Origin of the sequence: Mesorhizobium sp. B1-1-1, assembly GCF_006442955.1 — a bacterium.
In the GTDB taxonomy this organism is placed as follows: domain Bacteria; phylum Pseudomonadota; class Alphaproteobacteria; order Rhizobiales; family Rhizobiaceae; genus Mesorhizobium.
Map to the genome: position 1 here is coordinate 1 of NZ_VFWW01000010.1, position 13761 is coordinate 13761.

General features: G+C 63.5%; 15 protein-coding genes, 1 tRNA gene and 1 pseudogene. 7 read left to right on the top strand and 10 right to left on the bottom strand.

Going from position 1 to position 13761, the window contains the following annotated elements; all coding sequences use genetic code 11:
• Positions 1-707 precede the first annotated feature (707 nt).
• Positions 708-1277 (top strand): EF-hand domain-containing protein, encoded by a 570-nt coding sequence (locus tag FJ986_RS20960; protein ID WP_246681816.1) that lies wholly within the window; start codon positions 708-710, stop codon positions 1275-1277.
• Positions 1278-1609: 332 nt separating this feature from the next.
• Here FJ986_RS20960 and FJ986_RS30970 read toward each other — a convergent pair.
• Positions 1610-1714: pseudogene (locus FJ986_RS30970) on the bottom strand (DUF488 family protein); the annotation flags it as partial.
• Between the two features lie 25 nt (positions 1715-1739).
• On the opposite strand from FJ986_RS30970, the gene FJ986_RS20970 reads away from it, so the two are divergent.
• Positions 1740-1961 carry a DUF2188 domain-containing protein gene (locus FJ986_RS20970; RefSeq protein ID WP_140495891.1) on the top strand — a complete coding sequence of 74 codons (222 nt, stop codon included), beginning with the start codon at positions 1740-1742 and terminating at the stop codon, positions 1959-1961.
• A 177-nt stretch (positions 1962-2138) separates the two neighbouring features.
• On the opposite strand, the gene FJ986_RS20975 is transcribed toward FJ986_RS20970, so the two are convergent.
• A tRNA-Ile gene (locus FJ986_RS20975) sits at positions 2139-2214 on the bottom strand.
• Between the two features lie 145 nt (positions 2215-2359).
• On the opposite strand from FJ986_RS20975, the gene FJ986_RS20980 reads away from it, so the two are divergent.
• Entirely contained in the window at positions 2360-3070 is a 711-nt protein-coding gene (locus FJ986_RS20980) for an SIMPL domain-containing protein (protein ID WP_140524832.1), read from the top strand.
• A 279-nt stretch (positions 3071-3349) separates the two neighbouring features.
• On the opposite strand, the gene FJ986_RS20985 is transcribed toward FJ986_RS20980, so the two are convergent.
• The 3 genes from FJ986_RS20985 to FJ986_RS30975 all read right to left on the bottom strand — a co-directional run bounded on the left by FJ986_RS20985 (position 3350) and on the right by FJ986_RS30975 (position 5230).
• Complete coding sequence (locus FJ986_RS20985; RefSeq protein WP_140516721.1) at positions 3350-3706, bottom strand: hypothetical protein; 357 nt, start codon at positions 3704-3706, stop codon at positions 3350-3352.
• A gap of 256 nt (positions 3707-3962) precedes the next feature.
• On the bottom strand, positions 3963-4409 hold the full coding sequence (locus FJ986_RS20990) for a YcgN family cysteine cluster protein (RefSeq protein ID WP_140675674.1): 447 nt from the start codon (positions 4407-4409) through the stop codon (positions 3963-3965).
• Positions 4410-4789: 380 nt separating this feature from the next.
• Positions 4790-5230 carry a hypothetical protein gene (locus tag FJ986_RS30975; RefSeq protein ID WP_246681814.1) on the bottom strand — a complete coding sequence of 147 codons (441 nt, stop codon included), beginning with the start codon at positions 5228-5230 and terminating at the stop codon, positions 4790-4792.
• Between the two features lie 99 nt (positions 5231-5329).
• Here FJ986_RS30975 and FJ986_RS20995 point away from each other — a divergent pair, with 99 nt between their 5' ends.
• Entirely contained in the window at positions 5330-6814 is a 1485-nt protein-coding gene (locus FJ986_RS20995; RefSeq protein ID WP_224684773.1) for an OmpA family protein, read from the top strand.
• Between the two features lie 363 nt (positions 6815-7177).
• Here the strand turns inward: FJ986_RS20995 and FJ986_RS21000 are convergent, their stop codons facing one another.
• From FJ986_RS21000 to FJ986_RS21010, 3 genes are all read right to left on the bottom strand, one after another.
• Entirely contained in the window at positions 7178-8044 is an 867-nt protein-coding gene (locus FJ986_RS21000) for an NAD(P)-dependent oxidoreductase (RefSeq protein ID WP_140675486.1), read from the bottom strand.
• A gap of 186 nt (positions 8045-8230) precedes the next feature.
• The gene (locus FJ986_RS21005; protein WP_140675489.1) at positions 8231-8911 is read right to left on the bottom strand and encodes a helix-turn-helix transcriptional regulator; all 681 of its coding nucleotides are present in this window, start codon (positions 8909-8911) and stop codon (positions 8231-8233) included.
• A gap of 8 nt (positions 8912-8919) precedes the next feature.
• Positions 8920-9792 (bottom strand): S1C family serine protease, encoded by an 873-nt coding sequence (locus FJ986_RS21010; protein ID WP_140675492.1) that lies wholly within the window; start codon positions 9790-9792, stop codon positions 8920-8922.
• 168 nt (positions 9793-9960) lie between these two features.
• Between FJ986_RS21010 and FJ986_RS21015 the strand changes: the two genes are divergently transcribed.
• Complete coding sequence (locus FJ986_RS21015; RefSeq protein ID WP_140675495.1) at positions 9961-10911, top strand: trypsin-like peptidase domain-containing protein; 951 nt, start codon at positions 9961-9963, stop codon at positions 10909-10911.
• A 10-nt stretch (positions 10912-10921) separates the two neighbouring features.
• On the opposite strand, the gene FJ986_RS21020 is transcribed toward FJ986_RS21015, so the two are convergent.
• Positions 10922-11347 carry a VOC family protein gene (locus tag FJ986_RS21020; protein WP_140495899.1) on the bottom strand — a complete coding sequence of 142 codons (426 nt, stop codon included), beginning with the start codon at positions 11345-11347 and terminating at the stop codon, positions 10922-10924.
• A 66-nt stretch (positions 11348-11413) separates the two neighbouring features.
• Between FJ986_RS21020 and FJ986_RS21025 the strand changes: the two genes are divergently transcribed.
• The gene (locus FJ986_RS21025; RefSeq protein ID WP_140675499.1) at positions 11414-12007 is read left to right on the top strand and encodes a TetR/AcrR family transcriptional regulator; all 594 of its coding nucleotides are present in this window, start codon (positions 11414-11416) and stop codon (positions 12005-12007) included.
• A gap of 42 nt (positions 12008-12049) precedes the next feature.
• On the opposite strand, the gene FJ986_RS21030 is transcribed toward FJ986_RS21025, so the two are convergent.
• Positions 12050-13003, bottom strand: coding sequence for a LysR family transcriptional regulator (locus FJ986_RS21030; RefSeq protein WP_140581999.1), 954 nt, complete (start codon positions 13001-13003; stop codon positions 12050-12052).
• Between the two features lie 108 nt (positions 13004-13111).
• On the opposite strand from FJ986_RS21030, the gene FJ986_RS21035 reads away from it, so the two are divergent.
• Positions 13112-13747, top strand: a complete 636-nt coding sequence (locus tag FJ986_RS21035; protein WP_140495902.1) for an FMN-dependent NADH-azoreductase — start codon at positions 13112-13114, stop codon at positions 13745-13747.
• Positions 13748-13761: the final 14 nt, after the last annotated feature.

Sequence of the window (13761 nt, forward strand, 5' to 3'; positions counted from 1 at the left end):
TGTCATGGCCCAGGTGAACAGGGTCGCCGCGCCGTGCCAGTTCAAACTCGCCCTGTCGAGAAATAGCCAAAGGGCCGCGTAAGCCAGCAGCACCAGGAATGCTGCCGGCCGAGAGGTCAACGTGCCAATTGAGGTGAGCACGCTCGTGATCGGGCGAGTTGCCATCATCAAGAACTTTCGACTGCAACGCAGGTTCCCGTTGTGCCAAGCTCTACAATGCATGCCGGCGGAGCGCCAAGCAGTGGTGGGAGCGCATGTTCCATTCCAAGCGGCGTTCGATCATCTTTTTAGGAGCAGCCTGCGAGCATTCTCTATCTCACCATTTCGGCAGCAACGATCACCGTGGTTTGTGTTCCTCGATTGCGCGTTCGATAGCCTTTACGCGTCTCACCCAAGCGAAGGTCGGCAGTCTGGAAATCGTCTGATGGCCGCGCCACTGACAGTCTCCGAAGCCGACAGTTCCTCAACACGGGTTCGGGCGTCCAGCCGTGTGAAGATGCAATCGCTTCCAGTTCGGCGGCGGTTTGCGTCGTCGGCGCCCGCCAAACGGTGAGTACCCCGCAGCCGTGAGCGAGGCGGCCCATCAAATGACCGAAGATGTTGTCGCTCGACATCGCTGCATCGTACTTCAGCTGCCGAACCTCACGATTTGAGCTTCTATTGTGCAGCTTGCATCCGGAACCAAAGTCTGAGGAGCAAGTTTGGCCGTGAATGCCGAAGTTTGGCATGGCCATTCAAGGAAGGAAAATCCGATGAAAGTACAATGTGGGACGACGGCAGCTGCCGCTGCTTTGGTCATGTTAAGCTTGCCGGCGCTGGCCCAGACGAGTGGGACACCGGAGCTTAAGCCGCCGCCGCAGCAGTCTGGATCCACACCACTGCCAGGCCCTAACAAACAGACAGAAGACCAGACGCGTGAGATGATGCGGCAGATGATGGACGAGATGTTACAGGACAAGCTGCAGGGAGATCGCGGCCCCGAAGAAAGGCCTCCGCATCGGCAAGATTGGCACCGGGACACAGGGCAAGGGCCGCACGATGGGGACAGGATAGCTCGAAAGCCTGATCGCATGGGGCCTCGCATGATGCACGCGGCCAGGATGAAAATAATGTTTGCGATAATGGACGCCGACGGCGATGGAGCACTTTCGCAGAGCGAGATCCAGGATGTGATCGGGAGGATATTTGACGTCGTCGACGAGAACGGCGATGGCAGGATTGATTTGGAGGAGATTGAATCCTTCTCACATAGTCGCGGAAGTGGAGAGATGCAGTAGCACTTCGAACTTAGGCGCTTTTTTGGACGCTATCCCTAGCATCGGTTGGTAGTATGCCCGGCTGGTCGATCGGACCTCCACACCGATGCGAGCATGCTCGTGCAGTGACCCGAAGCAGGCAAGCGTCTCTTCAATTCGTGGAACGTGCCAGAGGCCGAAGTGCCTCGGCGCTTCCAGCAAGGTTTCATGAATTGGCTCAGTTCCGCACCCTGATGGGCGGCTGGTGCAGGCAAAGCACGTCTATTCAAATGCAGGACTGCACAAAACCCGGCGCAAGCCGAACATCCGCCTCACACACCCGACCTTGCGCGTCTCCGATGCCGCGGCGGCGCGGACTCGCCACGACTGATCAGATAATTCGCGACGATTCTCCTGTGGCAGCGCCACCAAAGCGTTTCCGAGCACATGATGGCGCACCGCTGCTGCCTGCCGACGGACAAACGAACCTTAACGGAGACTTTCATGGGCAAAAATCAGCATGTCGTACCTCGCGACGGTCAGTGGGCGGTGCTCGGCGCCGGCAATAACCGCGCCACTTCGCTTCATCCGACCCAAGCCGGTGCGGTCGCCTCGGCAAGAGACATCGCCATCAACCAGCACAGCGAGGTGGTGATCCATCGCCCCAACGGGCAGATCCGCGACTCGAACTCTTACGGCAACGATCCCTTCCCGCCGCGCGGTTAGCGGCTTCAACACAAGGATATCCTGCGCACGTAAAAATAGGCGCTCTTCTTTCTTATCAGACCAGCGACTTTTGCCAACCAAAACCACCCAAATGTTGGAGCCAATGTTGGAACCATACAGGGCGGAAAGCGCTTGGAAACAGCAGTTTGTAGGATTTACAAGGGGTCTAGAGGACGATGGTGGGCCCGGAGGGACTCGAACCCCCAACCAAGCGGTTATGAGCCGCCGGCTCTAACCATTGAGCTACAGGCCCCACGCGGGCTGGATTAATGTTTTTCGCATCGCGGCACAAGGCTTTCCGGGACCGCTGGTCACAATCGTCCAAATCAGCCCATAATCGCGCCATAAGGAGCCGCGTGCGCCCGCTGGGCGCGGATATGCTTACCCGAGGAGATTTCATGACCAGACCTCTTTTGCCCCTCGCACTCGCCGCCGCCATCGCCTTTCCGGCGCTGGCCGCGGCCGCTGAGTCGCCGACACCGCCCCGTATCGTGGTTTCGGGCGAAGGGGCGGCGACCGTAGCGCCCGACCTGGCGGTCCTGACGCTCAGCGTCATGCGCGAAGCCAAGACGGCGCGCGCCGCACTGGATGCCAACAACGACGCCATGGCGGCCGTGATCGCCGCGATGAAGTCGGCCGGCATCAAGGACCGCGACCTCCAGACCGCGGGCATCCAGATCAATCCGCGCTATAACTACACAAACAAGCCCGACGGCGGCCAGGAGGCCGAATTGATTGCCTACCAGGTAACCAACACGCTGTCGGTGCGCGTGCGCGATGTCGACAAGACCGGCGAGATCCTCGACAAGGCGGTATCGCTGGGCGTCAACCAGGGCGGCGGCATCGTCTTCACCAACGACAATCCGGCTGCCACCGTCACCGAAGCGCGCAAAAAGGCGGTGGCCGATGCCATGGCCAAGGCCAAGACGCTGGCGGAAGCCGCCGGCGTCAGCATAGGCCGGGTGATCGAAATCACTGACCAGAACATCGCGCCGCCACCGATGCCGATCAACGCCAAGGCCTTCGACGCGGCCGTCGGTGCTGCTCCGGTGCAGGCCGGCGAGAACGCCTACAATGTCCAGGTCACCGTTACCTTCGAACTGAAATAAGCGTCTTCGATGGTCCATGGCCGAGCCCGACCCTGAACCGTCCGCCGTGGTGCATGAAAAACCCGCGGGATCGCTCCCGCGGGTTTTTTGAGCCGCATTCTTCCCGAAGGAAAGCGGCTCCACTACTCCAGACCGACCTTCGCAGAAGGTCGTGTCTCCAGACTGATCCTGAAAGGATCATGTCTCCAGACGGATCTTCGCAGAGGGTGGTGTCTGCGACTGACCCCGCAGAAGATCATGCCGCTACCAACCCTCGCAGAAGGTCGCGCCTTAAGAGGCTCAGCGGTTGATGATCGGGCAACCACGCTCATTGGCGAACACGATGACGACGCGGTCGCCATACTGGCGGCCCATCACCTTGACCGTGCGGCGGCTGACGTCGACGACGCGGGCACGGTGCAGCCCCATGCGTTCGGCCTTGTTCAGGGCCCAGTCGGGCGAACAGCCGCGGCGCCAGTCGTCGCGGCGTTCATCGCGGCGGTGGCGATAGCCGTCATCGCCGGCATAGACGCCGAAGCGCGGATCGTTGTTGTTGCCGAAGCCCAGGTAAAGGCTGTCGGCATGGGCGGGAACGGCCGCCAGCGTGCCGAGGCCGACGAGGGCCGAAAGGGCTGCCGTTTTCACCGAGTTGAACATGGTCTTCTCTCCTTGTTGCGGGCTCTCGCCCGTCCTCTTGAAATCGATGATGGGAGAATGCACCCGCCTGTCTGAACTATTTACGAACCTGCCGTTCATCGGCGGTTCATGTGGCGGAAAAAGGAAGCTTCTACGGGTTTTCCAACAATGTGCCCCAAACGTCTCGCATGGTTCCTGGTTCCTGCGCGCCCTTACGGACACGGCCTCAGGGCTCGTCATCCCGATGCGAGCTATGGTTCCTCGTCCCGATGCGAGCTTATGGCTCGTCGTCAAGCATATAGTCGAAATAATCCTCCGCATCGGCCAGATCCGTCTCGTTGGCCTTGACCCGGCCGCGCATCGACATGCCGGCCTCATGCACCGTCTCGGCACTGCCCGACACCAGACGGTGCCACCAGTAGAGATCGTGCCCCTCCGCGACCAGCCGGTAGGCGCAGGTGCTGGGCAGCCAACTGATGGTGCGTACATTTTGCGGCGTCAGCCCGACGCAATCGGGAACGCGCGCCAGCCGGTTGTGATAGTCCGAACAGCGGCATGTCTGCGCGTCGAACAGGCGGCAGCCGACGCTGGTCCAGTAGATGTCGCCAGTATCCTCGTCCTCGAGCTTCGACAGGCAGCATTTGCCGCAGCCGTCGCAGAGCGATTCCCACTCGGCCGGGCTCATTGCTTCCAGCGTCTTTGTTTTCCAGAACGGCGTTTCCATCTCCGGCATGTGGCCCCAGCCGCCGCGAAGGTCAAGCAGGGCAAAGGCTGGAATGGGGCGGCACCCCCGTCGAAAGACATGAAGTTGCCTTCAAAAGGCCGGCCAATCGCCCCGTACGGTCCCTAACCATGAGCCGCCGGAACCAATTTCGTTAAAATCGGTTTCGGCAAGGATGGGACCCCACAAGGAGAATTTCGATGAAACGCCAACCACGGATTCTGGCAGGCACCGCACTCGGCCTGCTGATGGCATCCGCGCCGTTGGGCGCATCCCCGCTTCAGGGAAGTGCCGCGTTCGGCCCCATGCGAGACAGCGCAATGCCGCTGGTCCTGGCCCAGGACACCCAGACTGACGATGCACAGCAGAGCGACCAGGAACTGCTACGCAAGAAGAAGCGCGATCAGCAACAACAGCAGAGCGAACAGGCACCCGCACAGCAGCCCGCGCCAGCCGCCGAGGAACAACAGCCACGCAGGAAGAAGCGCGATCAGCAGCAGGTCGAGCAGGCGCCCGCTGGTGAAGCCGCGCCCGCCGTCGAGGAACAACAACCGCGCAGGAAGAAGCGCGATCAGCAACAGCAGACCGAACAGGCCCCCGCGCAGCAGGCCGCACCAGCTGCCGAGGAACAACAGCCACGCAGGAAGAAGCGCGACCAGCAGCAGGTCGAGCAGGCGCCCGCCGGTGAAGCCGCGCCCGCCGTCGAGGAACAGCAGCCGCGCAGGAAGAAGCGCGACCAGCAGCAGCAGACCGAGCAGGCGCCAGCCGGTGAGGCAGCACCCGCCACCGAGGAACAGCAGCCGCGCAGGAAGAAGCGCGACCAACAACAGCAGACCGAACAGGCACCGGCGGGCCAAACGGAACCTGCCAACGACAACCAGCGCAAGAAGCGCAAACAGGAGCAGCAGGCCGAGCCCAGCGCCGTGCCGACACCGAAGGAAGCACCTGCCGCAGAAGCACCCAAGGCAGAACCGGCACCCTCAGGCGAGAGGCCGGCAGCCCAGGGCGAACAACCCCAGGACAAGAGGAAAAAGAACGCCAGACAACCGGCTAGCGAGCAGCCGGCGAATGGCGAACAGCAGCCGGCCAATGGCGAACAACAGCAAACCGGCAGGCAGCCTGCAACGGGCGAGCAGCCGGCCACGGGTGAACAGCCCAGTGCCGGCAAGGCCGCGCCTGTCCAGGGGCAAAACCCCGAGCAGGCCGAGACGCCCGCCGACAAGAACGCTGCCCCCATTCTCGACAGCCAGAAGGATGCCCGACGCCGCGGCCGCGGCGAGAACGGCCAGGCCAGCAGGAACCCCGCCAACCAGAATGGCGAGCAGCAAAATGGCGAGCAGCAGAATGGTGGGCAAAACGCCCGGCAGGGCGGTGCTCAGGGCCGCCAGCCCGCGGTCGCTCCCGTCGACCAGGGTCCGCCTCCGACCGACGATAGAGCTGCTCAGCAGGAGATCAAACCGGAAAAAATCGTCCCGGTTACCGAGGAGAAGGGCAAACGCCTCGAGCGCGCACCGGACGAGAACATCCGCGACCGCCGCCGCCCCAAGGGTGTCGACGTGCTCAAGGAGATCGGCGATCGCGTCATCATCCAGCTCAACGATCAGACATACGTTCAGAGCAGTGACCGCCCGCGCCTGACCCGCGGCGCCAAGGATGTCTACTATGAGGATCTCTCGCAAGGCCGCACGCGCGAGACAGTCGAGCGCGACAATGGCGTGCAGATCGTCACCATCCGCAACCGCTACGGCGACATCATCCAGCGGTCGCGCATCATGCCCGACGGTCATGAGTATGTGTTGAGCTATGTCGACGAACGAAGCTACGACGACGATAATGATTGGCGCGATCCCGGCGACGACCTGCCACCGATGCGGCTGACCATTCCGCGCCGGGACTACATCCTTGACTCCGAAGAGGTCGAAAGCCCGGACGACTACTATACCTTCCTCGAGCAACCGCCGGTGGAGAAGGTGCAGCGCCTCTATTCGATCAACGAGGTCAAGCGTTCCGCACGGGTGCGCGACATTGCCCGACGCATCGATCTTGACACGCTGAACTTCGAATTCGGCTCTTCCTCGATCTCCGATGCCGAGGTGCAGAAGCTCGAGGGTGTCGCCACGGCCATGGAGAAGCTGTTGAAGAAGAACCCGGCCGAGACCTTCCTTATCGAAGGCCACACGGACGCTGTCGGCACACCGGAGGCGAACCTCGCTCTGTCGGACCGCCGCGCCGAAGCGGTGGCCGAAGCGCTGACCAACGCCTTCGGCATACCGCCTGAAAACCTGACCACGCAGGGCTATGGCGAGGAATATCTGAAGGTCGACACCTCAGGCCCCAATCGCGAGAACCGGCGTGTCGCCATCCGCCGCATCACCTCGCTGGTGGCGCCGGTGGCGAGCAACAACTGACCACGATCCGGGAGCCGGAAACCGGCTTTCGGAAAAGATCATGGTCCACAAATGTCTGCATTTCCAGGCGCTTGAGCAGGCTTCTGGAATCGGATCGGTAAAAAGCCCATCCCGGTTTCGCCGGGATGGGCGAGATCGCGGCAACGGCCCAAGTTCAACAAGAATTGTCCTGGCGTCGGGTCCCGCTCATTGAATCGCGAGATGGCCTACCCCAGATTCAGGATCGGGCGTTCCCTGCCCCGTCCCGACTCCAGCGGGACGCACTGAGCCCCGCCGGCCCTCTCCGGCGGGGCTTTTTGCTCAGAGCAACTCCAGGAATGTCTGAAACCGAGTTCCATCCGGAATTTGCGCCTCGATACATCTTTAGAAAGCCGTCCTGATCTTCGTGTCGGAATTGGCAAACACCTCGTCCGGGACAAAAAAGTCGCCGGCCAGCGGCCCGGCCGCACCCGGCGCATACACCGAAAAATCGCTGATCCCCTCGGCGCGCAGCACTTCCTCGTCGATGTAGAAATTGCCGGTCGCTTCGCGTGATGGCCGCATGAAGATGGCATGCGCGGCATCGGCCATGATTTCGGGCGAACGGCTCATCGCGGCCACCGTCGCGCCGCCCAGAAGATTGCGCACCGCCGCGGTATCGATGGTCGAGATCGGCCACAGCGAATTGACCGCGATGCCGTCCTTGGCGAACTCCGCGCTCATGCCCAGCGTGCACATGGACATGCCGAACTTGGCCATGGTGTAGGCGACATGGTTCTTGAACCACTTGGCCTTCATGTCGAGCGGCGGCGCCAGATTCAAGATATGAGGATTCCCGGCCAACTTCAGGTGCGGAATGCACATTTTGGAAACGAGAAACGTGCCGCGCGTGTTGATCTGGTGCATCAGGTCGTAACGCTTCATGTCGGTTTCCAGGGTCCCGGTGAGCTGGATAGCGCTGGCATTGTTGACACAGATATCGATGCCGCCGAATTTTTCGGCCGTCTTCGACACCGCTTCGGCCACTTGCGCCTCCTCGCGAATGTCGCACAGGACCGGCAGCGCCTTGCCGCCGGCTTGCTCGATCTCTTCAGCGGCGGTGTAGATCGTGCCCGGCAGCTTCGGATGTGGCTCAGCGGTCTTGGCCGCGATCGTCACATTGGCGCCATCGCGCGCGGCGCGCAAAGCGATCGCCAGCCCGATGCCGCGCGACCCGCCGGAGATGAACAGCGTCTTTCCCTTGAGCGACATTTTTCCTCCGCTTGCTTGTCTCGTAGCGCGATCCTTGCCTGTGGCGGTCCCCGGATACAAGAGCTTGCGGCAGCGGCTGACGGTGACGCTGCGGAGGGTCCGTTCCTTGCCGCTGTAAATGATCTGGAGCTATAGGGGCAGCGCTGACTTTGACGATGATCGTCAAATCCTGGCTGAGACGGCACCCTAGACCAGCACCAGCCCCTGCCGCATCGCAATGGCGATGGCATCCGTGCGGTTGGCAGCGCCCAATTTGATCAGAATCGCGGCGACATGGAACTTCGCCGTATGAACGGAAATGTCGAGCCGCCGCGCGATCACCTTGTTGGGCGCGCCTTCGGCCAGCAGCGCCAGCACTTCCGCTTCTCTCGGCGACAGCGTCGGGCGGGCGGCATGCTCGTCGGGATGCTCCTCGTCGAAAAGGCCGTCGCCGCCAATATCGCCGCCTTGGAAATCATCGCGGCGGCCAGGAACGGATCCGCTGTCGCCAAAGACGCGGTAGCCGGCCGCCGCCAGCCTGGCGGCGGCCGCAATCAGCATTGCATCCGCCGCCGTCGGCAGCACGGCGAACACCTGCCCCTGCGGCCGTGCCAGGCCGGCCTGCGAAGACAACAGCACCCGCGCGGTCGCGGCGGGAACGGCGTCGCCCTTCCCTGTTCCCGCACCCGTGGGGCCGGCGGTCTCGTCGACGATGGCGACATCAACCGCTTCGCTGCTGCCCGGCGTCACCGGCAGCAGATCGTCGGTCGCGGCAAGCGACGCGGACAGCCGCTCGGCGCGCGCGGCATCACCGAGCGCCACCAGCACGACCAGCTGCCGCTCGCCGGTGCCGCTTTGCGTCATCTCGCCTGTCGCGATCGCGTCCATTAATCCTCTCAGCTGAGCGGCTTTTCGCCGATCGTCAGCGCCACGTCTCGCTGTTCTCCGCCGCGCACGACACCGAGCGTAACCGAAGCTCCGGCGCTGTCGGGCCCGAGCCTGCGGATCAGCTCGCGCGGGCCGCTCACCGCCTCGCCGTTCCAGGCGACGATGATGTCGCCGAGGGAAAGGCCGGCGGCCTTGGCCGGACCGTTGTCATCAAGGCTCATGACGATGGCGCCGCGGGCCTCGCCGTCGCGGATCGGATGCAAGCCGGCGCCGAGATAGCCGCGGGCGACATGGCCTTTCTCTCGCAGCGTCGCGACCGCCCGCTCGATCGTCTCGTAAGGCATGACCAGCGCGCGGCCGCGCGGCCCGAACAACAGCATGCCGATCAGCGCGCCCTTGGCATCGAGCACCGGGCCGCCCTCGAAACGGCCGCCGGCGCCCACCGCCAGGTTGATGCGCCGGTCGATGGTGCCGCCGCGCATTGAGCGCCAGGCCGGGCCGACTTCGCCGACCGAGCCTGAAACTGCCAACGCCGAACCCCGGCTGTTGCCGATGGCGACGGCAATGTTGCCGGGCCGCACCGCATCCGCCCTGGCCAACGGCTCGGCATTGGTAGCACCGGCCGGCTTGAGCAGGGCGACGCCGGTCGAGGGATCGCGGCCGACAAGATCGGCCTTCACCGTCTCGCCCGAAGCCAGCGTCAGCTCGATCTCCTCGCCGGCCTCGACGGCTTCCTCGGCGGCAACGAAGTAGCCGTCGCGCCAATGGAAAGCGCTCGCTGTGCGATGATTGTGGGTGGTGAAGCTCGCGGTCGCCGGCGCCGCCTTGGCTGCCAGATCGGCAATGGCTTCCGAAAAGGCACTTAGATTGAATTCGCTCATAGCAGTCTCCTGGGTTCATCCATGCCCCAGATATCGCGCGGCAGCGCGCTTGGAGATACTCGCCTGACGGCTAGTCGGCCGGGCGACTGGCCATCTGGTCAGGTCGCGGCGGATGAAGCCGCTCCGCACATATAGTCATCGTTGCGCCTGAAAACATGGAGCCTGCCAATGGCCGTTGCTGCCGCCAAATTCCAATCCGACGACGCGCTGCTCGACGCCTACTCGACGACGGTGGCCGATGCTGTCGACCGCATCGGCCCGGCTGTCTGCCGCATCGAGCGCATCGGTGGCCAGGGCGGGCATGGGTCGGGCTTCGTCATTGCGCATGATGGGCTCGTCGTCACCAACTTCCACGTCGTCGGCGATGCCAGAACGGTGCGCGTGTCGATGCCCGACGGCGCCTCCAGCGAAGGCCGCGTGCTCGGCCGCGACGCCGACACCGACATAGCGCTGGTGCGCGCCGACGGCAGCTTTGCCGATGTCGCTCCGCTGGGCGATTCCAAGCGCCTGCGGCGCGGCCAGATCGCCATAGCCATCGGCAACCCGCTCGGCTTCGAATGGACCGTCACCTCGGGCGTCGTCTCGGCGCTCGGCCGCTCGATGCGCGCTTCCACCGGGCGGCTGATCGACGACGTCATCCAGACCGACGCCGCGCTCAACCCCGGCAATTCCGGCGGACCGTTGGTATCCTCGGCGGGCGAGGTGATCGGCGTCAACACCGCCATGATCCATGGTGCGCAAGGCATTGCCTTTGCCGTCGCCTCCAACACCGCCAATTTCGTCATTTCGGAGATCATCCGTTTCGGCCGCGTCCGTCGCGCCTTCATCGGGGTGTCGGCCGACACCGTCAACCTGCCCCGTCGCGCGGCCCTTCTGTCGCAAGTATCGAGCAAGACCGCGGTTCGGCTGCGCGGCGTCGAGAAGGAGGGCCCTGCGGCCAGGGCCGGCCTCAGGGAAGGCGATATCGTCGCCGCGATAGACGGCCGACCGGTCACCGGCGTCGACGACCTGGTGCGTTTGCTCGACGCCGAGCGGATCGGCCGCGAGACGCGGTGCACGGTGGTGCGCCGCACCGGTGTCAGCCAGGTGACAGTGACGCCAGTGGCAAGGGCTGGTTGAGGGTTTCCACTCAGGCGCTCACTGCACCCTGCGCATACTGTGCCAGGAATTCCTCGCTTGGCGGGATCGGCTTGATGACATCGATCAGGACGCCGTTGGGATCCCTGGTGATGAAATGGCGCTGGCCAAAAGGCTCGTCGCGCAGGGACCGAAGGATGGGCAGGCCGGCGGCTGTGATCCGCTCATAGACCGCATCGGGATCACGGACTTCGAAGTTGATCAGCAGGCCCGAGCTCCGACCCCGTCCCTCTTCCGGGATCGTCTCATGGTCGCCTTGCACGATACCGAGATTGACGCGCTTGCTCTCCACCGATTGCAGATGCACGTACCAGTCGCTCGTAAACAGCGGCCGGAAGGCGAAATGTTCGACATAGAACGCCGCTGTGCCGGCAACGTCCCCGGTCATCAGCACCGGATAATAGCTGGTCGTCTTCAACTTTCCTTCTCCCGTCAAGCAACATACAGTCTGCATGTAAATTGAATTAACATACAGGCTGCATGTATGCAACAGAGATCAGCGCGCCGTTCCAACCGTGACCGCACCGAGGCGACACGCGCCGATCTGATCGCCGCGGCGCGAAAACTGTTCATCGAAAAATCCTACGCCGAGACCGGCACACCAGAGATCGTCGCCGCGGCCGGCGTGACGCGCGGCGCGCTCTACCACCACTTCTCCGACAAGCAGGCGCTGTTCGGCGCCGTCGTCGAGCAGGAGGCAGAGGCCGTGGCGCGGGAGATCGAGGGCGCAGCGCCGCCTTCGCTCAATGCCCGCGACGCGCTCATTGCCGGCTCCGACGCCTATCTTGCCGCCATGCGCGCGCCCGGCCGCACGCGGCTCCTGCTGCTCGACGGCCCGGCCGTGCTCGGCCGCGCCGAAATGGACGCCATCGACAACCGCCATGGCAATCGCTCGCTGCGCGAAGGGCTGGTCGCGGCGATGCGGGCGCGGACCATAAAGAAGCTTCCGGCCGAAGCGACGACCGCCCTGCTCGCCGCCGCCTTCGACCGCGCGGCACTTGCCATTGAGGCGGGCGGTTCGGCCGAAGACTACCGCAACGTTCTCACGGCACTGATCGATGGGTTGTCCCGCGCGTGATCCGAGGCTTCCCGCCGATGAGATCCAGGGCAAAGGTTGGAATCAAATCTGTGCGCTGGAAATTTCCGGCTCTTCGTCGGGCACCTCGCCCGGCTCGAACTCGTTGAAGCAGCCAAGTTGGCGCTTGAACTGGTCGATCAGCCAGGCCGCCGCCGGCTTCGGGCTGCGGTCGGCGCGGTGCATGGCATAGAGCGGCGAACGCACCTCCCTGAAAGGCTCGAGGTCGAGTTCCACGAGACGGCCGGTAGCCAGATCGTCAGCGATCAGCCAACGCGGCAGCCCGCCCCAGCCCAGCCCCTCACGCATCAACATATGTTTGGTGCGCAGGTCCGTCAGTCGCCAGGTTCGGTAGGCGAAGACGCCAAAATCGCGCCCCTTGGTACGCTCGGACTGGTCGGTGACGACGAGTTGTGTGTGTTCGCGCGCGTCCTCGATCGCTACCGGTTTGGGCAGCAGCGCCAGCGGGTGGCTGGGCGCGGCTGCCAGCACTATCGACATGAAGCCTATACCCACCAGGTGGACGTCGACATCGCCCAGCAGGCCGCCAATACCGAGATCGGCCTGGCCACCGACAACGTGGTCGGGGATTAGGCCGAGTGTGCCGATGTGCAGGCGCAGCATCACGGTCGGAAATTGCGCCTCAAACGCCTTGAGCACCCGCACCAGCACTGGCGAAGGCAGCGCCGCATCTACCGACAGCGCGACTTCCGCCTCCAGCCCCCGATGGTGACCATCGACGCGTGAGCGTATGCGGTGCAGCACGCCGATCATCCGCCGCGCGTCTTCCAGCATCGCCCGACCGATCTCCGTCAGCTGCGGCTCTCGCGTGCCCTCGCGCTCGAACAGCTTCAGCCCAAGCTGCGCCTCGAGATTGGCGATGCCGTAGCTGATGACGGATTGCGCCCGGTTAAGCTTGCGGCCGGCAGCGGAAAAACTTCCGGTGTCGGCAACGGCCACGAGGATCTGAAGCTGGTCGAGTGTCGGGTTGGGTTGCATTATTGTATCTAATTAATGGATGGATCGTATAGAAAATATACCAGTTTATCTGATGGATCGAAAGCCCATATGTAGCGGGACAATCCAATTCCACTGGAGAGACCCACCATGTCCATTCTTCTCGTCACGTCGAGCCCGCGCGGCGCGGCCTCGCACTCGACCCGTATCGCCACCGAATTCGCTCAGAAGCTGCTCGCCGCCGACCCGTCGAACACGCTTGTCGTGCGCGACCTCGTCGCCAACCCGCTGCCGCATATCGATACCGACTATGCGACCGGCATATACACCCCTGCCGAAGCCCGCACGCCGCGTCAGGCCGAAGTGGTCGGGGTCTCGGATGCCGTGCTCGACGAACTGTTTGCCGCCGACACGGTGATCCTGGCCACCGGCTTCATCAACTTCAACATCTCCTCGACGCTGAAGTCCTGGGTCGACCATGTCGCCCGATCCGGCAAAACCTTTGCTTACGGCGAAAATGGCCCCAAAGGCCTCGTCACCGGCAAGAAGGTCTATATCGTGCTGGCATCCGGCGGCATCTACTCGGAAGGCGCGGCTGTGCAGTTCGATCACGCCGTTCCTTATTTGCGCTCGGTGCTCGGCTTCATCGGCATGACCGACGTCGACGTCATCCGCATCGAAGGCGTCGCCAAGGGTCCTGACGCAGTCAGCGAAGCGCTCGCCAAGGCAACCGCCAAGGTCGACGCCGTGGTGGCTGCCAGCCGGGATGTCGCGGCAGCCGCGTAAAAGCTCTGATTGCC